The organism is Streptomyces sp. NPDC046876, from assembly GCF_040645035.1.
In the GTDB taxonomy this organism is placed as follows: Bacteria; Actinomycetota; Actinomycetes; order Streptomycetales; family Streptomycetaceae; genus Streptomyces.
In genome coordinates this window covers 25960-51480 of record NZ_JBEYXK010000032.1, presented here as the reverse complement: position 1 = coordinate 51480, position 25521 = coordinate 25960, and the positions used below count along the sequence as shown (strand labels likewise).

Below are 25521 nucleotides of genomic sequence, written 5' to 3'. Positions count from 1 at the left end.
CGGGGGCTACGCCCCGCCCGGGGCGTGCAACCGTCCCGTCCGGGCCACGCGGGAGTACCAGAGAGCGCTCGATTTGGGCGTGCGCTCCAGGGTGTCGTAGTCGACGTGAACGGCGCCGAAGCGCTTCGCGTAGCCGTAGGACCACTCGAAGTTGTCGAGCAGCGACCACAGGAAGTATCCGCGCACGTCCGCACCGTCTGTGATCGCCCGGTGCACGGCGTCGAGGTGCGCGTGGACGTAGGCGGCGCGCTGCGGGTCGTGCACCCCGCCGTCGGGGCCGACCTCGTCCTCGTACGCGGCGCCGTTCTCGCTGATGACGAGCGGCAGGCCGGGATAGCGGGCGGCGGTACGGGTGAGCAGGTCGTAGAGCGCGTCGGGGTCGACCGACCAGCCCATCGCGGTGCGTTCACCCGGCGCCCGGTGGAAGGCGACGTCGTCCGCGCCGGGCCAGGGCGAGTGCTCGCTGTCGCCGTGGCCGTCGTCCTGCGGCCGCTCGGCGCCCTGCGCGACGTGCGAGACGACCGTCGGGGTGTAGTAGTTCACGGCGAGGAGGTCCAGCGGCTGGTGGATTGTCGCGGCGTCGCCGTCCCGGACGAAGGACCAGTCGGTCAGGTGGGCGGTGTCCGCGAACAGGTCCCGGGGGTACGCGCCCTCCAGCATCGGTCCCAGCCAGATCCGGTTGCCGACGGCGTCGATGCGACGGGCCGCCTCCCGGTCCTCGGCAGAGGGTGTCAGGGGGCGGACCGCGTGGAGGTTGAGGGAGACCGCGAGCCGGGCGTCGCCGGGCAGCGAGGCCCGCAGGGCCCGGACGGCGAGGCCGTGGCCGAGGTTGAGGTGGTGGGCCGCGCGCAGGGCGGCGACCGGGTCGGTCCGTCCCGGGGCGTGGACGCCGGAGCCGTAGCCGAGGAACGCGCTGCACCAGGGCTCGTTGAGCGTCGTCCAGAGCTTCACCCGGTCTCCGAGGGCAGCGGCCACGAGACCCGCGTACTCGGCGAACCGCTCGGCGGTCCTGCGCTCCGGCCAGCCCCCCGCATCCTCCAGGTCTTGGGGCAGGTCCCAGTGGTAGAGCGTGAGCGCCGGCACGATGCCCGCGGCGAGCAGTTCGTCGACGAGCCGGCGGTAGAAGTCCAGGCCCCTCTGGACGACCGGGCCCCGGCCGGTCGGCTGGACGCGCGACCAGGAGACGGAGAACCGGTACGCCCCCAGGCCGAGTGCGGACATGAGGCCGACGTCCTCGGCGAAGCGGTGGTAGTGGTCCACGGCCACGTCACCGGTGTGACCTTCGAAGACCTTGCCGGGGGTGTGCGAGAAGGTGTCCCAGATGGACGGGGTCCGGCCGTCCTCACGGGCGGCGCCTTCGATCTGGTACGCGGCGGTGGCCGTGCCCCACAGGAAACCGGACGGGAAGGTGCGGGTGGCGGTGAGTGGCCGGGTCTCGGGCACGGTCATCGAAAAAGCGCTCCCAACACGGGTTCGGATGAAGTCGTCAGACGCCGTCAGTTCTTGACGGCGCCCGCGGTGATGCCGCCCACGATGTGCTTGCCGAGAACGGCGAAGACCACGAGCAGCGGCAGCGTGGACATGAGCGCGCCGGTCAGCACGACGGCCTGGTCGACCGTGTGGTTGCCCGCTCCGAGGCCGGCCAGGGCGACCTGCAGGGTCGGGTTGCCGTCGGGGGTCAGCGCGATGAACGGCCAGAAGAAGTCGTTCCAGGCCTGGACGAAGACGAGCATCCCGAGGACCGCCATCGCGGGCCGTGCCACGGGGAACACCACGTGCCAGATGATGCGCAGGCTGTGGGCGCCGTCCATCCTGGCCGCCTCCACGAGCTCCACCGGGAGTGCCTCGAGGAGGTACTGGCGCATGAAGAACACGCCGAAGGCGGCGACCAGCGAAGGCAGGACGACCGACTGGAGCTGATCGACCCAGCCGAGGTCCGTGATGATCTGGTAGAGGGGGATCACGCTGAGCTGCGGCGGGATCGTCATGGTGGCCACCACGAGGGCCAGCAGGGCGCCCCGGCCCTTGAAGGGCAGTTTGGCGAAGGCGAATCCGGCCAGGGTGGAGAACAGGACGGTGGACAGGGCCACCAGGCCGGCCACGATCGTCGTGTTGACCAGTGCCTCGCCCATGTCGACCTGGTTCCAGGCGAAGGAGAGGTTGTCGAGCAGCCGGGGGCCGGGCAACAGCGGCGCCGGGGCCTTGACCACCCGCTCGCCCGTGTGGGAGGCGGCGACGAGGTTCCAGTAGAGGGGGAAGAGGGAGAGCAGGGCCGCCAGGCCCAGGAGGACGTAGGTCAGCGGTCCCGCGTGGTGCTGACGGCCGGCCGACGGGCGAAGACGCCTGACGCGCGGCGCCCCGGAGGCGGTCGTGTCGGGTGTGCGGGCCATGGGTTCAGCTCCCCGCCTTCGTGCGCAGTCGGGAGATCAGGATCCGGAGGCCGCCGACGAGCAGGAGGAGCAGGAGCATGACCCAGGCGATGGCGGAGGCCTGGCCCAGCGCGCCGGTCACCCACCCCTTCTCGTACATCAGCAGGCTCAGGGTCTGGAACTGGTTGCCGCTGCCGCCGCTGATCCCCACGCTGCCGCCGAAGAGCAGCGGCTCGCCGAACAGCTGGGTGGCGCCGATGGTGGAGACGACGGCGGTGAAGAGGATCGTCGGCCGGATGGAAGGGACGGTCACGCTGAGGAACTGGCGCCGGCGCGAAGCCCCGTCCAGCGCGGCGGCCTCGTACAGGTCCTGCGGTACGGCCTGCATCGCCGCCAGATAGATCAGCGCGTTGTAGCCCGTCCACCGCCAGGTCACGATCGTCGATATCGCGATCTGAGCGGGCCACTTGGAGGACTCCCAGTCGACCGGCGCGAAGCCGGCCCGGCCCAGGACCGTGTTGATCAGACCGTAGTCGGTGTTGAAGAGCTGGGCGAAGACGAGCGTCGCCGCCGCGATGGAGGTGGCGTACGGGGCGAGGACCGCGACCCGGAAGAACCCGCGGCCGCGGGCCTTGTGGTTGAGCAGATGAGCCAGGCCCAGGGCCATCAGCAGCTGGGGCACGGTCGAGAGCAGACCGATGGTGAAGGTGTTGGCCAGCGCGTTCCAGAAGAATTCGCTGGTCGCCAGCGAACTGTAGTTCTCCATTCCCTTCCACTGGGCCTCCCCGCCGAGCTCGACCCGGTGGAGCGAGAGCCAGCCCGTGTAGATCAGGGGGAAGAGGCCGAAGGCGGCGAAGGTGAGGAAGAAGGGGGCGACGAAGACGTACGGGACGGCCTTCAGGTCGAGGCGGTGGAGCGTGCTGCGCCAACCGCTGCGGCCGCGGGGCCGCCGGCTGGGGGAGCCGGGGCCGGCGCTGCGGCCCCGAACCGGTGTGGCGGGCGGCGCGGAGCCGTCGCCCGCCGCCCGTACGGAGGTGGCCACGGGGGCTTCCTTCCAGGTCGATGCGTGCGGTGGTCCGCGTTACCGGTCGATCTTGTCGGCGACCAGCTTCCTGACGTTCTCCCAGGCCTTCGCCGGATCGGTGCCGCGCTGCTCGATGTCGAGGATTCCGTTGTCGGTGAGGAAGGTCTTCACCTGACCGTCCCAGCGGCTGATCGGGGCGGGCGTGATGCCGGCCGCGGCCTGCGAGTAGATCCTGCCGACCGGGGTGTCACCGAAGTACGGCAGCTTCGCGTCCTGGACCGCGGGGGAGGCGAGGGTGTCCTTGGAGGACGGGATGTTGCCGTTCACGCCGAAGACCTTGGCGTGCTGGGCCGGGGCGGTGAGCCAGGCGGCGAGCTCGGCCGCCTCCTTGACGTGTTTGCCCGACTTCGGCACGGCGAGGAAGGAGCCGCCCCAGTTCCCGGCCACGGGCGGCGCGGCGATGTCCCACTTCCCCTGGTTCTCCGGGCCCGCCTGGTCCTTGATGATGCCCGTCATCCAGCTGGGACAGGCGACCGTGGCGAACCTGGAGTTCTTGAAGGCCGCGTTCCACGTGCCCTTCTCGTCGAACTGGCGCAGTTTGGCCGTCAGTCCGCCCTGAGCCGCCGCCACGGCAGTGTCCCAGGCCTTCTTCACGCCGGGGCTGTTCTCGTAGTCCAGCTCCCCCTTGGCGTTGGCGTACTGCACGGCCTCGCTGGAGATGACCGCGTTGAACAGCCCGCTGGCGGAGTCGTGGAAGGCGGTCCCGGCGGGGGCGTTCTTCATGTACGTTTCCCCGGCCGCCAGGAACTTCGCCCAGTCGCCCGCCCAGAGCCGGGCGACCTCCGCACGCTCGGTCGGCAGTTTGGCCTGGGCGAACAGGTCCTTGTTGTAGCAGATGGCCATCGGGCCGATGTCCGTGCCGAGCCCGATGACCTTGCCGTCACCCGTGGTGGCCTGCTTGACCTTCCAGTCGAGGAACGACCCGAGGTCCGCGCCGCCCGTCTTGCCGAGGTCGGCCCACTTGCCCGCCATCGAGGGACCGGTGGCCTCGGCGATGTATCCCACCTCCAGGGCCTGGATGTCCGCGAGGCCGCTGTCGCGGGAGAGGCGGAGCTTGAGCGTGTCCCAGTACTTCTGGCCGTCCGCGACGTTCGATTCCTCGATCTTGATGTGGGGATGGGACTTCTCGTATTCGGCGTAGAGCTTCGCCCCGGTGGCGTTGTCGTAGCCGAAGGAACCGTAGGTCGCGATCCGCAGCTTGATCTGTCCGCCGGCGTCCGCGCCGGCGTCCCCGCCGTCGTCGCCTCCGCAACCGGTGAGCAAGGCCGCGGCGGTCACCACGGCGACGGCCGTGACGAGCGCGGTGCGGTGGCCGCGGCCACGTCTGCTGCTGGAAGTGCGCATTCCACTCTCCTCGTCCAAGGCGGTGCTGGTCGTGCGCCAGGGGTCCGGCGGCTCGTTCGCGGCTCGGCGAGGGCCCGCGCGGACCTGAAGCGACGTCTGGTGCGCCCCGGGGTGGGAGCGCTCCCACATCGCTGCCGGAAGGTTCCTGCCTGGCGGGCGTGAGTGTCAAGGGTTGAACGCGGATTCGTGCGTGGCGTGTTTCAGATGATCGAGGGTACGGTGGGAGCGCTCCCATAATGGCTCCCATGACGGCTCCCGTGACGCTCCTCGACGTAAGGTGTGCCGCGCGAAGCGGCGGGGTCCATCATGGTCGGCGGATCCACCGGATCGGGGCCGACGCGGAGTGCGATGCGCGAGGGGAGTGCGAGAGGCGTGAGCGGACAGCGGAACGGCAGGCCCACCCTGGAGGAGGTCGCGGCCCTGGCCGGCGTGGGCCGGGGCACGGTGTCCCGGGTCATCAACGGCTCGCCGAGGGTGAGCGAGCAGGCCAGGGAAGCCGTCGCCCGCGCGGTCGCCGAGCTCGGGTACGTACCCAACCAGGCGGCCAGGGCGCTGGCCGGCAACCGGACCGACGCGGTCGCCCTGGTCATCCCGGAGGCCGAGGCCCGGGTGTTCTCGGAGCCGTACTTCCTGGACCTGATCCGCGGAGTCAGTGCCGAACTCGCCCAGGCGGACAAACAGTTGCTGCTCACCCTCGTCCGGACCGAGGCGGAGCGCCGACGGTTCGAACAGTACCTGGCCGCCCAGCGGGTCGACGGCGTACTGCTGGCATCCGTCCACGGGGACGACCCCCTGCCCGACCGGATGGCGCGGCTGGGCCTGCCGGTCGTCATGAACGGACGGCGCTCCGAGGCCGAGCCCGTCGACTACGTGGACTCCGACAACGTCGGCGCCGGCCGGGCGGCCGTCGCCCACCTGGTGGCCCGGGGCCGCGGCCGGATCGCGACCATCAGCGGCCCGCTCGACATGTACGTGGCCCGCGCCCGCCTCGCAGGCTACCGCGCGGGCCTCACCGAGGCCGGGATCGCGCCCGAGGAGCCGCTCCTGGCGGTCGCGGACTTCACCGAGGAGGGCGGCAGGCTGGCGATGCGCGCACTGCTGGAGCGCGCCCCCGGGCTGGACGCGGTCTTCGCCGCCTCCGACGTGATGGCGGCCGGAGCGCGCGGGGTGCTGCGCGAGGCCGGCCGACGGGTCCCCGAGGACGTGGCCCTCGTCGGCGTCGACGACTCGGTGGTGGCGCGCCTGATGGATCCGCCCCTGACGAGCGTGCGCCAGCCGATCGAGGAGATGGGCCGCACGATGACGCGGCTGCTGCTGCAGAAGATCGCCGAAGGGCCCGGAGCCGGCCCGGCGGCGGGGGAGGAGCAGCGGCGGGTCCTTCCCACGGAGCTGATCGTGCGGGATTCCTCCTGAGCGGCGGGGGACGTGCGCCGGTTCCGATCGCGGCCGGGGCCCGAGCGCGTACGGGCCGGAGCCGTACGGGAACCAGGTGGTTCCGTACGGCTCCGGGTCCTTCACCGGCGGTCCGTCACAGGGCCGGGTAGGCGTTCTTCATGAGTTCCCGGAACTGTGCGGAGAACCACTGTCCGGCGAGCGGCGCGTCCGGGAGTGCGCCCGACATGCTGTTGCCGTTGCGGACGTTGCCCGTGTAGGTGGGGTCGCACATCCGGTCGAAACCCTTGCCCTCGTTGTTCGGGACCTCCTTGCTCGCCCCGTCCGACTCGCCCGGCGGCTTCATCCACACGTAGGCGTCGATGCCGGGGGCCGGTGCCGCCTGCGGCCGTTCGCCCAGCCCGGCCCCCGCCTGGTTGCACCAGTTGCCGAGGTGGATGCGCCGGTCGTAGCGGCCGCCGTTGACGTAGGAGTCCACGCTGGTCGTCGCGCCGGGTCCGGTCGGGCGGGCCGTGCCGCCCCAGCCGTTGCGGGAGGTGTCGATGAGCATGCCGACGCCGGCGTCGAAGCCCAGCGAGACCACCTTGGCCCGCATGGCCTGGGCGTAGGACAGCTCGTCGGTGTAGCGGTTCCAGTCGACCCACTTCGACTGGCGCACGGAGGTGCCGCCCACCGAGTCGTCGATCTTGAAGTTGTCCTCCTTCAGCGCGCTGAAGTTGGCCGTGTTCACGATGAAGCCGTGGACCTTGGAGAGCGTGGAGCCCTCGGCGGTGGCGGCCTGCTTGAACATCTCCGCGGAGGCGGTGAAGTTGTCGTCCCAGCCGAGCCAGCCGTGGTGGCCCGCGTCCACGTAGTTGTAGACGTTGGCGACCGAGCCCAGCTTGTTCAGCGCGTAGCCGACCCCCTTGATGTAGTTGCCGTTGGTCTTCATCACGTCGCAGGTGGGGGTGGCCGTCGGGCGGCCCGAGACGTTGGTGACGAGGTTCGGCAGCGAGTCGATCTCGACGGCGGTGACGATCCGCAGACCGGCGTACTTGGGATCGGCGAGGATCGCGGCGATCGGGTCGATGAACTGCGTCTTGTACTTGTCGATCTCGGTCGGGCCCAGTTCTCCGTTGGAGGCGAGCGCGGAGCAGTCCCGTCCGGGCAGGTCGTAGATCACCAGCTGGACGACGAGTTCGCCGCTGCCCTTCTGGGCCAGGGCCGCGTCGAGGTGGTCGCGCAGGCCCATCTTGCCGCCGGCGCCCGTGACGAGGGCGATGCGGTCCAGCCAGACGGCGGTGGGCTGGTTCGACACCCTCGTGCCGCCCGGCTCGGCGGCCGCCTTGGCGGACCACTCGGGATTCACGTACACCCTGGCGCCGGCGTAGGGGTTGTCGACCTTGCCGCCCGAGGGCGGAGGCGTCGTGGGCGGGGTCGTCGGGGGAGTGGTGGGGGGCTGGGTCGGATCGGTGGCACCGTTGCAGGTGACCCCGTTGAGCTTGAACGTCGCGGGCACGGCGTTCGTGCCGTTGTGGGAACCGTTGAACCCGAAGGACGTCGAACCGCCGGTGGCCAGTGACCCGTTGTACGAGAGGCTCTTGGCCGTCACGGCCGCCCCCGACTGGGTGATCGCGGCGTTCCAGCCCTGGGTGACCTGCTGGCCGTTCGCGTAGGTCCATTCCAGGGTCCAGGCGGCGACCGGGTCTCCGGTGTTGGTGACGACCACATTGGCGCCGAACCCGGTGTTCCACTGGTTCGTGATCTGGTATTCGACCTTGCAGCCGGCGGTGGTGGCGCCGGCGGGGGTGCCGAAGGCGGTGGCGGTGGCGCCCGCGGCCGTGACGAGGCCGAGGGCCGCCAGTAACGCGGTGCGGGGGATGATGCGGCTCATTTCGCGGGGTGCCCTTTCCGGTAGGGGCGCGCAGGCGGAGCCTGGCGCCGGTGGGGGCGCTGCGTCGTGCGGGGAGGGGTGCGGGGTCGGAACCGGGCCATGGCACGGCCGGAGAGCGCATGTCCGCGGGTGGGGGCGCCGTCCTGGCCGTGGCACGGAGGGACCGTGCACGAGCCGTGAACCAGTGGGAGCGCTCCCACTGTGCGGACGGAGCCCAGCCGAGTCAAGGTACGCGAAGGGTCGAAAGCATTTCGCTCAGGAATTGCGCTTCCCCCGGTCGGCGCGCCGCGCAAGCGCGACCTCGGCCGCGAGTACCGGCCGCCCGGTTCAAAACCCCAGTGCCAGCCGGTGGTAGGCCTGGTTCCAGCGCAGATCGCGCCGGAACTGCTGCGGGGTGGTGCTCTCTTCGATGAGGAGGAGCTCCAGGCGGAGCATTTCCGCGAGATCGTCGAGGTGGTCGGAGGTCAGGGCGGTGCTGAGGACGGTGTGGTGGGGTCCGCCGGCCGTCAGCCAGGATTCGGTGGAGGTCCGCAGGTCGGGGCGGGGCCGCCAGACCGCGCGGGCGACGGGCAGGGCGGGCAGCGGGTGCGGGGGTGCCACGACGTCGACGTCATTGGCCACCAGACGGAACCGGTCGCCGAGGTCGGCGAGGCCGACCACCACGGCCGGGCCGGGGGCGGCGTCGAACACCAGCCGGACCGGGTCCTCCCGCCCGCCGATGCCGAGCGGGTGGATCTCGCAGGCGGGCCTGGCGGTCGCGAGGGTGGGGCACACTTCCAGCATGTGTGCGCCGAGGATGAGCTCGTTGCCCGGTGTCATGTCGTAGGTGTAGTCCTCCATGAAGGAGGTGCCGCCGGGGAGGCCCGTGGCGGCCGCCTTGAGGGCGCGCAGCAGGACGGCGGTCTTCCAGTCGCCCTCCCCTCCGAAGCCGTACCCCTGGGCCATGAGCCGCTGGACCGCGAGGCCGGGCAGCTGGCGCAGTCCGCCCAGGTCCTCGAAATTGGTGGTGAAGGCCCGGAAGCCGCCCGCTTCGAGGAAGGTGCGCAGGCCGGCTTCGATGCGGGCCGCGTAGCGCAGCGACTCGTGCCGTTCGCCTCCCCGTCGAAGCTCGGGCGCCAGGTCGTACAGGTCCGCGTACTCCTCGACGAGCGAGGCCACCTCGCTCTCCTGCGCGCTGTCGACGACCTCCACCAGGTCGTTGACGCCGTAGGTGTTGACGGAGACGCCGAGGCGCAGCTGGGCCTCCACCTTGTCCCCTTCGGTGACGGCCACGTCGCGCATGTTGTCGCCGAAGCGGGCGGCCTTGAGGGTGGCCAGTTCGGAGCGTGCGGCGGCCGCCCGCACCCAGACGGCCACCCGTGCGATCGTCACCGGGTCGGTGACGTGTCCGGCCACGGTCTTGCGGGGCACCCCGAGGCGGGCCTGGACGTGCCCGAACTCGCGGTCCCCGTGGGCGGCCTGGTTGAGGTTCATGAAGTCCATGTCGATGGTGTTCCAGGGCAGGGCCACGTTCGACTGGGTGTGCAGGTGCAGCAGCGGCTTGCGCAGCGCGTCCAGTCCGGCGATCCACATTTTCGCCGGCGAGAAGGTGTGCATCCAGGCGACGATCCCGGTGCACCGGTCGTCGGCGTTCGCGTCGAGGCACTGGCGGCGGATGGCGTCGGCGTCGGTGAGCACCGGCTTCCACACGACGCGTGTGGGAATGCCGGAGGCGTCGTCCAGCGCGGCGGCCAGCTGCCGCGACTGTTCGGCGACCTGTTTCAGGGTTTCCTCCCCGTACAGGTGCTGGCTGCCCGTGAGGAACCAGATTTCCTGGGCGGGTGACGTTCGGCTGGGCACATGGACTCCTGGAGGTGATGTCCCGCGACGCGCCGAAGCGGGCGGGGAGGGCGGGCAGCGGCGCGGGTCAGTTCGCCGTGTGGGTCGTGTCGCGGATGCGCCTCAGGCGGTGCAGCTGGCCGTCGGTGCCGAAGCGGTCGTGCAGGAGCCGGTATTCGGCGTAGAGGGCGTCGTAGGCATCGGCCCGGGAGGCGTCGGGCGTGTAGACGGCCGGAAGCCGGCGGCCCATGGCGGCACTGGCCGTCCGCACGTCGCTGTACGCGCCCGCGGCCACGGCGGCGTGGATGGCCGACCCGAGGGCGGGTGCCTGGTCCGATGCGGCGAGGGAGACGGGGCGGCGCAGCACGTCGGAGTAGATCTGCATCAGCAGTTCGTTCCTGGCCAGTCCGCCGGCGACGATGAACTCGCGCACCGGTACGCCGCCCGCTTCCAGGGTCTCCACGATGACGCGGGTGCCGAAGGCGGTGGCCTCGAGCAGCGCGCGGTAGACGTCCTCGGGGCGGGTCGCGAGCGTCAGACCGACGATGACTCCGGAGAGGCGGTGGTCGACGAGGACCGAACGGTTGCCGTTCAGCCAGTCGAGGGCGACCAGTCCGTGGCCGCCGACCGGCTGTCGGGCGGCCTTCCGGCTCAGCAGGGCGTGCAGGTCCTCGCCGCGGTCGGCGGCCTCGGCGAGGTACTCCGGTGGGACGCCCTGGTCCAGTACCCAGGCGAAGACGTCACCGACCGCGCTCTGGCCGGCCTCGTAGCCGTAGGCTCCCTCGACGATCCCACCGCTGACGACACCGCAGATGCCGGGGACATCGGCGAGGACGGGAGCGTTCACGACGTGGCAGGTGGACGTTCCCATGATGGCGAGCAGCTGACCGTCCTCCACGGCCTGGGCCGCCGCCGCGGTGACGTGGGCGTCGACGTTGCCCGCGGCCACCGCGATCCCGGCGCGCAGCCCCGTCCAGGCCGCAGCCTCGGTACTGAGCGGGCCCACGCGTGAGCCCAGCGCGGAGAGCGGGAATGCGAGGCGGGTACGGGCGAAGTCGGCGAACCGGGGGTTCAGCCCGGCCAGGTACTCCTCACTCGGGTAGGCACCGTCCTGGTGGATGCCCTTGTATCCGGCGGTGCAGGCGTTGCGGGACTCGGTTCCGGTGAGCTGCCACACGATCCAGTCGGCGGCCTCGATCCACCGCGCGCAGGTGTCGTACACGAGCGGATCCTCCTCCAGGACCTGGAGGGCCTTCGCGAACTGCCACTCGGAGGAGATCCGGCCGCCGTAGCGGGCGATCCACTTCTCCCCGCGGGCGTGGGCGAGTTCGTTGATCCGATCGGCGTACGGCTGGGCCGCGTGGTGCTTCCACAGCTTGGGCCACGCGTGCGGCCGTCCGGCGAGCTCCGTCTCGGCGAGGGGGGTCCCGTCGGCCAGGGTGGGCAGGACGGTGCAGGCGGTGAAGTCGGTGGCGATGCCGATCACCGCGGCGGGATCGATCCCCGCCGCTGCCACGGCCTCCGGGACGGCGCGGCGCAGCACGTCCCGCCAGTCCTGGGGGTGTTGCAGGGCCCAGTCCGGTGGCAGTTGAGCACCGTCGTGCGGCAGGTGCCGCTCCATGACGGCGTGCCGGTAGGTGTGGACCGCCGCCGCCAGCTCCTGCCCGTCGCGAATCCGCACCACCACGGCGCGGCCCGACAGGGTGCCGAAGTCGACACCGACCGTGTACTGCTCCGGTTCCACGGAACGGGGGGCGGGCGCGAGGAGGTGGGGTGACGTCAACTGAATGCCTTTCGCAGGAGTGGCGGTGTCGGACGCCATGCAGTGTGAGCGCTAACAATGTCGAGGAGCAAGGGGGTTCGCTCAGATCGCGCGATGAGTCACTCAATCTCGCGTCCGGCGCGATAACAGACAGGTAACGCGAGCAAGAGGGTTGAGAACCGCACTTGTTAGCGCTCACAATGCGACGGCTCCCCTTCTCGACGGCGGCCCCTTGCCGCTGCACTCGGCCCCGCCGCACCCACGGCCGTGCGGAGCCCCTTCCGCGCACCCCGAAAGGACACCCGTCATGGCTCGCAGAGCAGTCCTCGTCCTCACCGCCGCACTTCTCGCCTCCTCGGCGCTGACCGCCTGCTCGACCCAGGGCCCGGCCGCCGGTCCCGCCCAGGGCCCGGCCTCCGGCGCCAAGGGGGGCTCCGGCGGCAAGATCACCATGGGCTTCGCCCAGGTCGGCGCCGAGAGCGGATGGCGTACCGCCAACACCAAGTCCGTCCAGGAGGCGGCGAAGAAGGCCGGGATCGAACTCAAGTTCTCCGACGCGCAGCAGAAGCAGGAGAACCAGATCAAGGCGATCCGCACCTTCATCCAGCAGAAGGTCGACGTGATCGCCTTCTCCCCGGTCGTGGAGTCCGGCTGGGACACGGTGCTGAAGGAGGCCAAGGACGCGGGCATCCCGGTCATCCTGACCGACCGCGCCGTGGACACCAAGGACACCTCCCTCTACAAGACCTTCCTGGGCTCGGACTTCGTCAAGGAGGGCAAGGCCGCGGGGGAGTGGCTGACCGGTGCGTACGCGAACGCGCAGGGTCCGGTCAACATCGTCGAGCTCCAGGGCACCACGGGCTCCGCACCCGCCAACGACCGCAAGGCCGGCTTCGCCGACGCCATCCGCTCCGACGGCAAGTTCAGGATCGTCGCCTCTCAGTCGGGTGACTTCACGCGTGCCAAGGGCAAGGAGGTCATGCAGGCGTTCCTGAAGTCCCAGAAGGACATCGACGTCCTCTACGCCCACAACGACGACATGGCCCTCGGCGCCATCCAGGCCATCGAGGAGTCCGGCAAGAAGCCCGGTACGGACATCAAGGTGATCTCGGTGGACGGGATCAAGGACGCCTTCGTCGCGATGACCGAGGGCAAGATCAACGTCGTGGTGGAGTGCAACCCGCTCCTCGGTGACCAGCTGATGGAACTGGCCAAGAAGGTCGTCGCGGGGGAGAGCGTGCCCGCCCGGGTCGAAACCCAGGAGGGCGTGTTCCCGCAGGACAAGGCCGCGGCCGCGCTGCCGTCGCGGAAGTACTGACACGGCGCGGCGGCCCCGCCGCCGCTGGAGTCCCGGCGGGCCCGGCCGTCCCCTCCTGATCCCGCCGGCCCGCGAGGCCCGGCGATCGGGCCCGCTCCACCCACACACGAGAGGAGGGCGGATGACATCTCCGTCCACTCGGCCCCCCACGGGCACCGGCGGCCCGCGGCCGGTCCTGGAAGCCCACGGCATCCGCAAGCGGTTCCCGGGCGTGCTCGCCCTCGACGGAGTCGCCCTGCGGCTCTTCCCCGGCGAGGTGCACGCCCTCATGGGCGAGAACGGCGCCGGGAAGTCCACCTTGATCAAGGTGCTCACCGGTGTCCACCCCGCCGACGACGGCACCGTCCTCGTCGACGGCCGCCCCCACGCGTTCACGGACCCCCTCCAGGCGCAGCGGGCCGGAATCAGCACCGTCTACCAGGAGGTCAACCTCTGCCCCAACCTCTCGGTCGCCGAGAACATCCTCATCGGGCGCGAACCGCGCCGGTTCGGTCTCGTCCGCTGGTCCGCGATGCGGCGGCGGGCGGCCGAGCTGCTGACCGAGCTGGAGCTCGACCTGGACGTCGCCGGCCTGCTCGACGCGCATTCCCTGGCGGTGCAGCAACTCGTCGCCATCGTCCGGGCGGTGGACGTCTCGGCGAAGGTGCTCGTGCTGGACGAACCCACCTCCAGCCTGGACCGCGAGGAGGTGGCCCAGCTCTTCAGGCTGGTGCGGCGCCTGCGTGACCGCGGTGTGGCCATTCTGTTCGTCACGCACTTCCTGGACCAGGTGTTCGACCTCTGTGACCGTGTCACCGTCCTGCGGGGCGGCCGGCTGGAAGGCGAGTACCCCATCGACGAACTCACCCCGGTGAAGCTCGTCCAGCGCATGATCGGCGGAGAACTGGCCACCCTCGACCGGTTGTCGGGCCGTGCCCAGGGACCTGGGGCCGAACGGGCGGCCCGCGAGCCGTTCCTCCGGGCCCGACGGCTGACCCGTACCGGCTCGATCGAACCCTACGACCTCGACATCCACGTCGGCGAGGTCATCGGACTGGCCGGCCTGTTGGGCTCCGGCCGCACCGAGGCGGCGCGCCTGCTGTTCGGCGCGGACAGCGCGGACGCCGGAGAGGTGCGCGTCGAGGGCAGGAAGGTGGTCCTGCGCAGTCCCCGCCACGCCATCGCCCGGGGCATCGCCTTCTGCTCCGAGAACCGCAAGTCCGAGGGCCTGGTGGAGGAGCTCACGGTCCGCGAGAACATCGTCCTCGCCCTGCAGGCCGCCCGCGGCTGGACCAGGCCGCTGACCCGCGCGAAACAGGACGAACTGGCGCGCAACTGGATCGAGGCCCTGGACATCCGCCCCGCCGACCCCGAAGCACAGGTACGCCACCTCAGCGGAGGCAACCAGCAGAAGGTCCTCCTCGCGCGCTGGCTGCTCACCGAGCCCCGGCTCCTGATCCTCGACGAACCCACCCGCGGCATCGACATCGGGGCCAAGGCCGAGATCCAGAGACTCGTGGCCCGCCTGGCGGGCGAAGGCACCGCCGTGCTGTTCATCTCGGCGGAACTCGAAGAGGTACTGCGCCTGAGCCACCGCATCGCCGTGCTCCGCGACCACCGCATGGTGGCCACCCTGGCGAACGACGACACCGTCACGCCCGAACGCCTCCTGACGACCATCGCCACCGGAACGGACTCATGACCCCCCAGCCCGCCCCGTCCGGGGCCGCCGTTGGCAACGGGCGACGGCCGGCCGGCCACCGCCTGCTGTGGCCCGCGCTCGTCCTGCTCGCCCTGCTCCTCGGCAACCTCGCGTTCCACCACGACTTCTTCTCGGTCCGGGTGCGTGACGGCCACCTCTACGGCAGCCTCGTCGACATCCTGCGCTTCGGCGCGCCCCTCGTCCTCGTGGCGCTCGGTATGACCCTCGTCATCGCCACACGGGGGATCGACCTCTCGGTGGGCTCCACCGTCGCCATCGCCGGCGCGCTCGCCTGCGGACACATCTCCGCCGCGGCGCGTCCCGGCAGCGTCGCCACCACGCTCACGGCCGTCGCCCTCGCGCTCGGGGTCGCCCTCGTGCTGGGCCTGGCCAACGGACTGCTGGTGTCCGGGCTGGGGGTGCAGCCCATCGTGGCCACGCTGATCCTCATGGTCGCGGGCCGCGGCGTCGCACAGCTGATCACGGACGGCCAGATCATCACGGTGACCAGCGCCCCCTACAAGATGATCGGGGGCGGCTACTGGCTCCTCCTCCCGTTCGCCGTCCTGCTGGCCGCCGTCCTCGTCGCGCTCACCGCCTTCGTCACCCGCCGCAGTGCCCTCGGCATGCTGATCGAGTCCGTCGGCGGCAATCCCACCGCCAGCCGCCTGGTGGGCATCCGGGCCGGCGGTCTGCTCGCCTTGGTCTACGTCTTCAGTGCGCTGTGCGCCGCCGTCGCCGGGCTGATGATCAGCTCGAACGTCTCCAGCGCCGACGGCAACAACGCCGGTCTGTGGATCGAGCTCGACGCGATCCTCGCCGTCGTGGTCGGCGGGACCGCCCTGACCGGGGGGCGCTTCTCCCTCGGTGGGACGGTCCTGGGCGCCCTGATCATCCAGACCCTGTCCACCACCGTCTACACCCTCGGCGTCCCTCCCGAGACCACCCTCGTCTTCAAGGCCTTCGTCGTCGTCATCGTCTGCCTCGTGCAGTCCCCGGTCTTCCGGGCCAAGGTCGTACGCCGCCGGACAACCACTCCCCGACCCCCCGCCACGGCGGGCACCACCCCGCAGGAGCAGGAGGTACGAGCATGAGTACCGGCACCGTGAACGCCGCCGCGCGACCGGCCCGCCCCGTCGCGACCGTTTCCCCGCGCGCCCGGGCCCGTATCCCACTGATCGTCACCGCGGTCCTGCTGATCATCATGTTCGGTGTCGGATCGGTGCGCTACGAGGGCTTCCTCTCCGCGCAGGTCGTGCTGAACCTGCTGATAGACAACGGATTCCTGCTGGTCGTCGCGGTCGGCGCGACCTTCGTCATCCTCACCGGGGGCATCGATCTGTCCATCGGCTCCATGGTGGCCCTGTCGACCATGCTCACCGCCTGGCTGGTCGAGGCGCACGGCTGGCCCCTGGCCGCCGTGATCCCCCTGGTCCTCCTGGCCGGCGCCGGGAGCGGGGCGCTCATGGGCTGGGTCATCCACACCTTCGAGATCCAGCCGTTCATCGTCACCCTGGCCGGCATGTTCCTCGCCCGGGGGCTCTGCTACACGATCAGTACCGAATCCATCACGATCAACGATCCCGTCACAGCGGGAGTCGCCCAGACCAGGCTCTACGGCCCGGGCGGACTGTTCGTCTCGCTCCCCGTGCTGATCGCCCTGGCCGTGCTGGTGACCGCCTTCGTCGTCCTGCACCACACGCGATTCGGCCGCAACGTCTACGCGCTGGGCGGCAACGAGTCCTCCGCACGCCTGATGGGTCTGCCGACGGGCACCACCAAGATCGCCGTATACGGCGTCAGCGGCCTGTGTTCCGCGCTCGGCGGTCTGCTGCTGACCTTCTACACGCTCTCCGGCTACGCCCTCCACGCCATGGGCATGGAACTCGACGCGATCGCCGCCACCGTGATCGGCGGCACGCTGCTAACCGGAGGGTCCGGCTTCGTCCTGGGCACCGCCCTCGGCGTGCTGGTCCTCGGCATGATCCAGACGCTGGTCAACTTCCAGGGCACGCTCAGCTCCTGGTGGACCCGGATCGTCATCGGTGCCCTGCTGCTCGTGTTCATCGTGCTGCAACGCCTGATGGGCGGCCGCCGGCCCGCCGCGCGCTGACGCCGGGCCGCGGGCGCCGCCCTCGGGAGAACGGACACGGACCACCCGGGCCGTGACGAACTTCCTCACGACAGGCTGGGCCGAATGAGTGGTAACGCTGTTACCGACCGGATGCGGTGTTTCCCATGAGTACCCCTTATCAGGAGGCACAGCGTGCCGGTCATGACGCCGTGCGCACCACGATCCTCGACCGCGCCGTTCATCTGCTGGTGGCGGAGGGCCCGGCGGCGCTGACGATGCGCCGGATCGCGGCCGACGTCGGTTCGTCGACCAAGGTCCTCTACACGATGTTCGGCGGGAAGGAGGGGTTATCGACGCCATGTACCGGGAGGGCTTCGCCCGGCTGCGCCGCGCGCAGGAGAGCGTCCCCGACTCCACCGGTCCGCCGGCCCACCTCAACGCCCTCGGCACGGCCTATCGGGAGCACGCCCTGTCCGAACCGGCCTACTACGAGGTGATGTTCGATCAGTCAGTGCCCGGCTTCCGGCCCAGTGCCGACGCCCTGGCCGTTGCCGAGACGGCCTTCGACACCTCGACGGCCACCGTAACGGCTTGCATGGAGGCGGGGATCTTCCGGTCCGGTGACGCGCGGGAACTGGCGAAGATGTGGTGGGCGGCTGCGCACGGCGCGGTGAGCCTGGAGCTCGCCGGCCACTTCGCCCCGGAGGAGGCCGGCCCGCGCTACCACGCGCTGATGGCGGCGACCGGCAGTGCGTTCGGCGCCCGCACCACCGACGACGGAGGACGAACCGCGTGACGACCGTCCGACGTGAACGCAACCGCTACCTGTCGGGGCGTTTCGCCCCCGTCACCGAGGAGGTCACCGCCTACGCCCTTCCCGTCACCGGCCGGATCCCCGCACATCTCGACGGGCGCTACTTACGCAACGGCCCCAACCCGCTGGGGGTGGAGGACCCGGCCGCGCACATCTGGACGCTCGGTGCGGGCATGGTGCACGGCGTACGGATCCGGGGCGGGCGCGCCGAGTGGTACCGAAACCGGTGGGTCCGCTCCTCCGCGGTCGCCGACCGGCTCGGTGAGCCGCGCCGTGGCACCCCGGCCGGCGAGCGGCTCGACATCTCACCGAACGTGCAGGTCGCCGGCCTCGCGGGGCGTACCTTCGCCCTCATCGAGGGCGGCATCAGGCCGTACGAGCCGACCTACGACCTGGACACGGTGGGCCCTTGCGCGCTGGGGCTGACGCCGCAGGGCTACAGCGCGAACGCCCACTCCCTCTTCGACCCGCATACCCGCGAGCTGCACTCGCTCGCCTTCCTGTACGGCTCCGATGACGTCCAGCACATCGTCATGGACGAGACCGGCACGGTCCGGCGCACGACGACGGTCCGCGTGCCCGGCAACCCGTACATGCACGACTTCGCCCTCACCCCGCACCACGTGCTGCTCTTCGACTTCGCCCGTCGTCTTCAGTTCCGCCCGTCTGGCCACGGGCGTCCCCTTCACGTGGGACGCGCGGCGCGGGGCGCGGGTGGGGGTGGTACCGCGTGAGGGGGACGGTCCAGTGCGCTGGTTCGACCTCTCGCCCGGTCTGGTGGGGCACACCCTCAACGCATACGAGAAGGGGTCCGGGCAGATCGTCGTCGACGTGGTCCGGCACGGCGAGGGTTTCGACATCAGGGACATCGGCTCCAGCCGGCCCACTCCGGACCGCTGGACGATCGACCTGGCGCGCGGGACGGTACGGGAGGACCGTCTCGACGAACGGACCCAGGAGTTCCCACGGGTCAACCCCCGCCGTCTGGGCCGCCCGTACCGGTACGGGTACACCGCAGCCGTCGAGCTCTACGCCGCTCCCGGCGGCCCGGACGACGACCGTCCGGAGGAGGGGTTCAGCAATGCCCTGCTCAAGCACGACCTGGAGCGCGGCACCACGGAGGCGCACGAGTTCGGGCGCGACGGGACGGTCGGGGAGGGCGTCTCGTGTCGGGCGAGTCGCCGACAGCGGAGGACGACGGCTACGTCATGGCGTACGTCTTCGACCCGGACCGGTCCGCGACGAGCTGGTGATCCTTGCCGCCCGGGACTTCGGCGGCGAACCGCTCGCCCGTATCCACCTGCCGGTCCGGGTGCCGCTGAGGCTGCACGGGAACTGGGTCCCGGACGTCAGGGACTGACGGCCCTGGCGGAAGGTCGTTTCCGGCAGCGCAGGCCGCGTCCGCCGTCCGCCGTCCGGTGCCCGGCCCCTCCGGCGGGGGGGACCGGGCACCGGGCATGCCGGGCTCATTCGCCGGGGAGGGCGATCCTGCGGGCCGTGCTGGCGCGCACGATGAGCTCGGGGACCACCACCAGGTGCGTCGGCTCGTCGGCCCGGCCCTCGATGTGGTCCAGGAGCAGACCGATGCTGTCGCGGCCGAGCGAGGCGAAGTCCTGGCGGATCGTCGTCAGCGGAGGCGGGAAGAACTCGGCCTCCGGGATGTCGTCGAAGCCGGCGACCGCCACGTCCTCGGGCGTGCGCAGTCCGGCTTCCCGCAAGGCGCGCAGGACACCGAGGGCCATCTGGTCGTTGGCGACGAACACCGCCGTGAGGCCCGCTCCCCCTCCTCGTGACGCCCGGACCCGCCCCGCGAGCTGCTGGCCGGCCTGGTATCCCGACAGGGGGCTCCAGTCGCCGCGCAGCAGGGGCGGCACCTCGGCTCCGGCGTCCCGCAGCGCCTCCTCCCATCCCTGGGTGCGGGCCTCGCTCTCGAGCCAGTCGGAGGGGCCCGCGACATGCCACACGGTGGAGTGGCCCGAGGCCAGGAGGTGTTCCGTGATCATGCGAGCGCCGAGGTTCTGGTCCAGCGACACCCCGGGCAGGGCCAGGGTGTGGCCGCCTTCCACGGTGACCACCGGGCACGGTGCCTCCAACGCCGCCAGGGCCTTCACCGCGGCGCGCTGCGGAGTGACGGCGACGATCCCCTCCACCCCCCACCCGGCGAGGTGCTGCATGGCTTCGGCGAGGGCCGTCTGCGTGGCCGTCCGGAGCGTGACGGCGGACGTCAGATAGCCGCGGTCGCGAGCGGCTTCCTGAACCCCCGCCACGGTGCTGGCGGGCCCGTGCAGCGTGGTGTTCACCGCGATGACGCCCAGGGTGTGGGTCCGGCGCGTGGCCAGGGCCCGGGCCGCCGAGTTGCGGCGGTAGCCCAGCTGCTCGATGACCTGTGTCACCGCGGCCCGGGTCTTGGCGCTGACGTTCGGGTGGTCGCTGAGCACCCGCGAAACGGTCTGATGGGAGACGCCTGCGACGCGCGCGACGTCCGTCATGGTGGGCGCTCGCGAGACGTCCGGGAGCTGGGTCAACTCTCTTCCTTTCCTCATCGAGCGGCCTTCCCTCACGGTACCGAACCGGCCGCGGCCCGCACACATCTCGGACCGGCCGGGAGACGGTCGGCGGGGTATTGATGTTGGCGCTCACATTATGCAGCGTTCTTCGCAGAGTCTGAGCGGGAATCTCCTCGTAATCTCTTGAGCTTGACGCTTGTTAGCGCTCACAATCTGAACGGCAGCGACCGGTCCAGTGACGGAAAGACGGTGAGGGTGCAGTGAGCGGGACCCATCTCGAGAAGCTGCGTCGCGAGGTCCTCGCGGCCAACCTGCGCATCCCGGAGGCCGGGCTGGCCACTCTCACCTGGGGAAACGTGAGCGGAGTGGACCGGGACGCCGGTGTCTTCGTCATCAAGCCGTCCGGGGTCTCCTACGCCGACCTCACCGAGGAGGACCTGGTGGTGGTGGCGCTGGAGGACGGGAGGGTCGTCGACGGGCACCTCAGGCCGTCCACCGACGCCGAGACCCATCGGTGCCTCTACCGCGCGTTCCCCTCCATCGGCGGGGTCACCCACACCCACTCGGCGCACGCCGTCGCCTTCGCCCAGGCGCGCCGCCAGATCCCGGTGCTCGGCACCACGCACGCCGACACCTTCAACGGCCCCGTCCCCGTGACGGAGGACCTCACCGCCGCGCAGTGCGCGAAGGACTACGAGTACAACACCGGCCAGGTGATCGTCGCCCGGCTCGGCGGCGATCCCCGCCGGGCCGAAGAGGTCCCCGGAGCGCTCGTCTCACGACACGGCCCCTTCACCTGGGGCGCCACCGCGAAGGCCGCGCTGGAGAACGCCGTCGTCTGCGAGGCCGTGGCGGAGATGGCGCTGCACACGCTGGCGCTGGGATTCCGCCTCGGGAGCGTCTCCGAGCCGCCGAGGCACCTTCTGGAGCGGCACTTCACCCGCAAGCACGGACCGGACGCCTACTACGGCAACGCCCCCCGCACTGCGGGAAGCTGAGGCCGCGCACCGCCTCGCGCCGTACGGGGAGCGCCGCCTCGCCGGCGCGCCGCCGGTGTCGGGAGGGCATCCTCCGCGAGGCGCGGCCGGGAGGCCGGGTGCCCGGTGGGCCGCTGGGCCGGGCCCCCGGCCCGGCTCCCGGAGTCGCGCGGCCGGGAACCGGTGGTGGGGCCGGGCGTGGCCGGCGTCGCGCCGTCCCGCCACCCGCCCGGGCGCGACCGCCACCCGCAGGGCGCGACCTCGACCCGCCGGGCGGACGGTCCCGCACCGCGCCGATGGGAGGGTGGCGGCCCCGTACGTCCACCGATGCTCCGGTGCCCGGGCCGGGCGGTTCGCGGGCTGCCGCCCGCGCACGAATGCGGATGCGCCAACTACCCCTGGTGCAAGGCTACTTGACGGGTCCGTCCGGCTGCTGGCTTGATTGGGAGCGCTCCCACACCCCCTTGCCTAGGAAGGCTCCACCCGTGCCTCCTGTCACCCCTGCGCGCGGCGTGCCCCGTCGCGCGGCCGCCGTACTCGCCGGCTTCGCGCTATCGGTCGGCGGCCTGTCCACGACCGCCCTGACCGTTCCGGCAGCGGCCGCCGCCCCCGTGGCCGCCGTCGCGGACACACCCGTCCGGGTCAACCAGCTCGGCTACCTGCCCGACGGCCCCAAGCGGGCCACCGTGGCCAGCACCGCGCCCGTCCCGCTCGGCTGGCAACTGCGCGACGCCGCGGGCGCGGTGGTCGCCTCGGGCACCACCACGGTGCGCGGCGCGGACCAGGCGTCCGGACAGTCCACGCACCTGGTGGACTTCGGCGCGTACACCGGCACCGGCACCGGCTACACCCTCGGCGTCGACGGCCGCACCAGCCACCCCTTCGACATCTCCCCGTCGCTGTACGACGCGTTGCGCGCGGACAGCATGTCGTTCTTCTACCAGCAGCGCAGCGGCATCGCGATCGACGCGGCCCTGGCCGGCGGCAGCGCCTACGCCCGCCCCGCCGGGCACCTGGGCGTCGCCCCGAACAAGGGCGACAGCGACGTCCCCTGCCAGGCGGGGGCGTGCGACTACCGCATGGACGCGCGCGGCGGCTGGTACGACGCGGGCGACCACGGCAAGTACGTCGTCAACGGAGGCATCTCCGTCTGGGAGCTGGTCAATTCCTTCGAGCGGGCGCGCCGGTCGGGCGGCGACGCGGCGCTCGGCGACTCGACGCTGCGGGCCGGAGCGCGGCAACGGGACGCCGGACGTGCTGGACGAGGCCCGCTGGGAGCTGGAGTTCCTGCTGCGGATGCAGGTCCCGGCCGGGAAGCCGATGGCCGGGATGGCCTTCCACAAGATGCACGACGCCCAGTGGACCGCCCTGCCGACCCGGCCCGAACTCGACGCCGAGCGGCGCGAGCTGCACAAGCCGTCCACCGCCGCGACGCTGAACCTGGCGGCCTCGGCCGCGCAGTGTGCCCGGGTGTACGCGCCGTACGACACCGAGTTCGCCGCACGCTGTCTGGACGCGGCCCGCCGCGCCTGGACGGCCGCCAAGGCCAACCCCGACGTGCTCGCCCCGGCGACCGACAACACCGGTGGCGGCGCGTACGAGGACGCCGACGTCTCCGACGAGTTCTACTGGGCGGCGGCGGAGCTCTTGGCCACCACCGGAGAGCCGCAGTACCGGGACGCCGTCACCTCCTCCCCGCACCACACCAAGCCCGTCGACGCGTTCTGGTGGGGTGGCACGGCCACCCTCGGCCGCATCACCCTCGCCACCGTCCCCGGCGTGGGCCTGCCCGCCGACGACATCGCCCGGTTGCGCGCCCTGCTGACCGCCGCCGCCGACGGCCACCTGTCCACCCTGGCCGGACAGGGCTACCCCGTGCCGCTCCCGGCCACCGGGTACGCATGGGGCTCCAACAGCTCCGTCACCAACAACGCGATGGTGCTGGCCGTCGCATACGAGCTCACCGGCCAACAGCGCTATCGGGCCGGAGCGCTGGAGTCCCTGGACTACCTGCTCGGCCGCAACGCGCTCGACCTCTCCTACGTCACCGGCTACGGCGAACGCCACTCCGAGAACCAGCACCACCGGTTCTGGGCGCACCAGAACGACGCCGCGCTGCCGCACCCGCCGGCCGGCTCCTTCGCGGGCGGGCCGAACGCGGCACTGGAGGACCCGGTCGCCAGGGAGAAGCTCGCGGGCTGCGCGCCGGCGGCGTGCTACGTGGACGACATCGGCTCGTACTCCACCAACGAGGTCGCGATCAACTGGAACGCTTCGCTGGCCTGGCTGGCGGCCTTCGCCGCCGAGCGGCGCGGCGCTCCGGCGGTGCCCGTGGTCCAGGTGGCCCCGTCGGCCGTGACGGTCCCGGAGGGCGGTTCGGCGCCGGTGGGCGTACGGCTCTCGGCGGCGCCCGCGCGGAACGTCACGGTGACCGTGGCCCGGAGCTCCGGCGACCAGGACCTGTCGGCGGCCGCGACCCTGGTGTTCACTGCGGGCAACTGGGCCACGGCGCAGCAGGTTCCGGTCTCGGCCGCGCAGGACGCCGACGCGTTGCCGGGCAGCGCGACGTTCACGGCCGGCGGTCCCGGCGTGCAGTCGGCCACGTTCACGGCGACGGAGGCGGACGACGACGCCCCGGCGGCCTCCTGCACGGTGGTCTACCGGATCGACAACGCCTGGGGCAACGGCTTCACGGCGACGGTGAGCGTGCGGAACACCGGAACCTCGGCGGTCTCCGGATGGACCCTCGGCTGGAGCTTCGCGGGTGACCAGCGGATCGGCAATGCCTGGAACGCCACGGTGAGCCAGTCGGGCAGCACGGTCACCGCCCGGGACGCCGGGTGGAACGGCACCCTGGAGCCCGGCGGCAGCGCGAGCTTCGGCCTCCAGGCCACGTATTCGGGCACCAACGCGCCCCCCGCGCGCTTCACGCTGAACGGTGCACTCTGCTCCTGAACGACCGCACGCCCTGCCCGCCGCCCCTCGGGGACGGCGGGCAGGGCGCGTTCTACGGGCCTTCGGGGGTTCAGGTGCGGGTCCAGCGCTGGTTGCTGCCGCCGGAGCAGGAGTAGAGCTGGATCAGGGTGCCGTTGGCGGTGCCGTTGCCGGTGGCGTCAAGGCAGAGGCCGGACTGGACGCCGACGATGGATCCGTCGGAGTTGAGGCGCCATTTCTGGTTGTCGCCGCCCCAGCAGCCGTAGATCTGGAACTTGGTGCCGTTGCCCGTTCCGGCGGCGTCCAGGCACTTGTCACCGTAGACCCTCAGCTCGCCTGCGGCGGTGTACGCCCACTGCTGGTTGGCGCGGCCGTTGCAGTCCCACAGGTTGAGCCGGGTGCCGTCGGTGGTCGCGGCACCCGGCACGTCCAGGCAGCGGCCCGAACCGACGCCCTTGATCGGCCCGGAACCGGGCGAGGGGGTCGGAGTGGAGGAGCCGGCGGCGTTGAGTGAGCCCAGCACGGAGGTGTAGGCGGGCTTCTTGTTGCCGTTGCCGTCGAACAGCAGCGGCGACTGCTCCGATCGCCACGAGTCGGTGTCCCGTACGCCCCAGACGGTGATGCCGAGGCAGCGCGGGACGGACAGGCAGTCGTCGGCCACGTGGGCGTAGGTCGTGGCCGGGGCGCCCTGGACGTCGAGTTCGGTGACGGCCACATCGACGCCGAGGGCGGCGAAGCTCCGCAGGGTGGTGCGGAAGTTGCTGTCGTAGGGGCTGTCGTTGTTGAAGTGGGACTGGAAGCCGACGCAGTCGATCGGCACGCCGCGCTGCTTGAAGTCCCGGACCATGGAGTACACGGCCTGGGTCTTGGCCCAGGTCCAGTTCTCGATGTTGTAGTCGTTGTAGCAGAGCTTGGCCCCGGGGTCGGCGGTGCGCGCGGTGCGGAAGGCGACCTCGATCCAGTCGTTCCCGGTGCGCTGCAGGTTGGAGTCCCGGCGTGCGCCCGAACTGCCGTCGGCGAAGGCCTCGTTCACGACGTCCCACTGGACGAGCTTGCCCTTGTAGTGGGCCATCACGCCGTTGATGTGGTTGACCATCGCCTGGCGCAGCGCGCTGCCGCTGAGGTTCTGCATCCAGCCGGGTTGCTGGGAGTGCCAGGCCAGGGTGTGGCCGCGTACCTGCTTGCCGTTCTGCACCGCCCAGTTGTAGACGCGGTCACCTGCGGCGAAGCTGAACTGACCCTGTTGGGGCTCGGTGGCGTCGGGCTTCATCTCGTTCTCGGGCGTCACCGAGTTGAACTCGCGACCCGCGATCGACGTGTACGCGCCGTCGCCCAGCCTGCCCGAGGCGATGGCGGCGCCGAAGTAGCGGCCGCTCTGCGCCGCCGCGCCGCCGAGCGTGCCCTCGGCGGCCTGTGCGGCCGGCGGAGCCGCCAGCACGGCGGCCGCACCGAGGACGGCGACGGCCAGGGCCGCGCGCAGCCCCCGGGTCTTGCGGCGGAGGAGGGGCGGGGGAAGGGCGTTCGATCCCATGAATGAGCCTCCAGGAGAGAGAACAGGGAAGGAAGAGCACGGA

Annotated in this window: 18 protein-coding genes and 3 pseudogenes; 12 read left to right on the top strand and 9 right to left on the bottom strand. The window is 71.4% G+C overall.

Annotation, left to right across the window (positions count from 1 at the left end):
* Positions 1-6: 6 nt before the first annotated feature.
* Genes ABZ924_RS19085 through ABZ924_RS19070 form a run of 4 tightly spaced genes read right to left on the bottom strand, consistent with a single transcriptional unit; the run spans position 7 to position 4797 of the window.
* On the bottom strand, positions 7-1449 hold the full coding sequence (locus tag ABZ924_RS19085) for a GH1 family beta-glucosidase (RefSeq protein WP_361910695.1): 1443 nt from the start codon (positions 1447-1449) through the stop codon (positions 7-9).
* Between the two features lie 47 nt (positions 1450-1496).
* Entirely contained in the window at positions 1497-2390 is an 894-nt protein-coding gene (locus ABZ924_RS19080) for a carbohydrate ABC transporter permease (RefSeq protein WP_361910692.1), read from the bottom strand.
* Between the two features lie 4 nt (positions 2391-2394).
* A complete protein-coding gene (locus ABZ924_RS19075) occupies positions 2395-3411 on the bottom strand; it encodes a sugar ABC transporter permease (protein ID WP_361910689.1) in 1017 nt (338 codons plus the stop codon).
* Positions 3412-3450: 39 nt separating this feature from the next.
* Entirely contained in the window at positions 3451-4797 is a 1347-nt protein-coding gene (locus ABZ924_RS19070; RefSeq protein ID WP_361910687.1) for an ABC transporter substrate-binding protein, read from the bottom strand.
* Positions 4798-5145: 348 nt separating this feature from the next.
* Here ABZ924_RS19070 and ABZ924_RS19065 point away from each other — a divergent pair, with 348 nt between their 5' ends.
* A complete protein-coding gene (locus tag ABZ924_RS19065) occupies positions 5146-6210 on the top strand; it encodes a LacI family DNA-binding transcriptional regulator (protein ID WP_361910684.1) in 1065 nt (354 codons plus the stop codon).
* A gap of 115 nt (positions 6211-6325) precedes the next feature.
* Here ABZ924_RS19065 and ABZ924_RS19060 read toward each other — a convergent pair whose 3' ends face one another.
* From ABZ924_RS19060 to araB, 3 genes are all read right to left on the bottom strand, one after another.
* The gene (locus ABZ924_RS19060) at positions 6326-8062 is read right to left on the bottom strand and encodes a glycoside hydrolase family 6 protein (RefSeq protein WP_361910681.1); all 1737 of its coding nucleotides are present in this window, start codon (positions 8060-8062) and stop codon (positions 6326-6328) included.
* 327 nt (positions 8063-8389) lie between these two features.
* Positions 8390-9901 (bottom strand): L-arabinose isomerase, encoded by a 1512-nt coding sequence (gene araA, locus ABZ924_RS19055; RefSeq protein WP_361910678.1) that lies wholly within the window; start codon positions 9899-9901, stop codon positions 8390-8392.
* Positions 9902-9968: 67 nt separating this feature from the next.
* Positions 9969-11663 (bottom strand): ribulokinase, encoded by a 1695-nt coding sequence (gene araB / locus ABZ924_RS19050; protein ID WP_361910675.1) that lies wholly within the window; start codon positions 11661-11663, stop codon positions 9969-9971.
* A gap of 286 nt (positions 11664-11949) precedes the next feature.
* Here araB and ABZ924_RS19045 point away from each other — a divergent pair, with 286 nt between their 5' ends.
* The 9 genes and pseudogenes from ABZ924_RS19045 (at position 11950) to ABZ924_RS19005 (ending at position 18889) form a co-directional block, all read left to right on the top strand.
* The gene (locus ABZ924_RS19045; RefSeq protein ID WP_361910672.1) at positions 11950-12960 is read left to right on the top strand and encodes an ABC transporter substrate-binding protein; all 1011 of its coding nucleotides are present in this window, start codon (positions 11950-11952) and stop codon (positions 12958-12960) included.
* A gap of 121 nt (positions 12961-13081) precedes the next feature.
* Positions 13082-14641, top strand: coding sequence for a sugar ABC transporter ATP-binding protein (locus ABZ924_RS19040; RefSeq protein ID WP_361910668.1), 1560 nt, complete (start codon positions 13082-13084; stop codon positions 14639-14641).
* Positions 14638-15735 (top strand): ABC transporter permease, encoded by a 1098-nt coding sequence (locus ABZ924_RS19035; RefSeq protein WP_361910665.1) that lies wholly within the window; start codon positions 14638-14640, stop codon positions 15733-15735. Before ABZ924_RS19040 ends, ABZ924_RS19035 begins: the two co-directional genes overlap by 4 nt.
* Complete coding sequence (gene yjfF, locus ABZ924_RS19030; RefSeq protein ID WP_361910662.1) at positions 15732-16754, top strand: galactofuranose ABC transporter, permease protein YjfF; 1023 nt, start codon at positions 15732-15734, stop codon at positions 16752-16754. Before ABZ924_RS19035 ends, yjfF begins: the two co-directional genes overlap by 4 nt.
* A gap of 125 nt (positions 16755-16879) precedes the next feature.
* Positions 16880-17005, top strand: a pseudogene (locus ABZ924_RS19025) (TetR/AcrR family transcriptional regulator); the annotation flags it as partial.
* A gap of 68 nt (positions 17006-17073) precedes the next feature.
* Positions 17074-17511 (top strand): TetR-like C-terminal domain-containing protein, encoded by a 438-nt coding sequence (locus ABZ924_RS19020; protein ID WP_361910659.1) that lies wholly within the window; start codon positions 17074-17076, stop codon positions 17509-17511.
* Positions 17508-18263, top strand: coding sequence for a carotenoid oxygenase family protein (locus tag ABZ924_RS19015; protein WP_361910656.1), 756 nt, complete (start codon positions 17508-17510; stop codon positions 18261-18263). The genes ABZ924_RS19020 and ABZ924_RS19015 overlap by 4 nt, the downstream gene beginning before the upstream one ends.
* Positions 18244-18633 (top strand): annotated as a pseudogene (locus tag ABZ924_RS19010) (carotenoid oxygenase family protein); the annotation flags it as partial. The gene ABZ924_RS19015 and the pseudogene ABZ924_RS19010, both read left to right, overlap by 20 nt.
* The gene (locus tag ABZ924_RS19005) at positions 18611-18889 is read left to right on the top strand and encodes a carotenoid oxygenase family protein (protein WP_361910653.1); all 279 of its coding nucleotides are present in this window, start codon (positions 18611-18613) and stop codon (positions 18887-18889) included. The pseudogene ABZ924_RS19010 and the gene ABZ924_RS19005, both read left to right, overlap by 23 nt.
* Before the next feature lie 106 nt (positions 18890-18995).
* Here ABZ924_RS19005 and ABZ924_RS19000 read toward each other — a convergent pair whose 3' ends face one another.
* On the bottom strand, positions 18996-20054 hold the full coding sequence (locus ABZ924_RS19000) for a LacI family DNA-binding transcriptional regulator (RefSeq protein WP_361910650.1): 1059 nt from the start codon (positions 20052-20054) through the stop codon (positions 18996-18998).
* 242 nt (positions 20055-20296) lie between these two features.
* Here ABZ924_RS19000 and araD point away from each other — a divergent pair, with 242 nt between their 5' ends.
* Together araD and ABZ924_RS18990 are read left to right on the top strand one after the other, a co-directional pair.
* Entirely contained in the window at positions 20297-21034 is a 738-nt protein-coding gene (araD, locus tag ABZ924_RS18995; RefSeq protein WP_361910647.1) for an L-ribulose-5-phosphate 4-epimerase AraD, read from the top strand.
* A gap of 464 nt (positions 21035-21498) precedes the next feature.
* Positions 21499-23968: pseudogene (locus ABZ924_RS18990) on the top strand (glycoside hydrolase family 9 protein).
* A 70-nt stretch (positions 23969-24038) separates the two neighbouring features.
* On the opposite strand, the gene ABZ924_RS18985 reads toward ABZ924_RS18990, so the two are convergent.
* Positions 24039-25478: an endo-1,4-beta-xylanase gene (locus ABZ924_RS18985; RefSeq protein WP_361910645.1), complete on the bottom strand. Its 1440-nt coding sequence runs from the start codon at positions 25476-25478 to the stop codon at positions 24039-24041.
* Between the last annotated feature and the right edge of the window lie 43 nt (positions 25479-25521).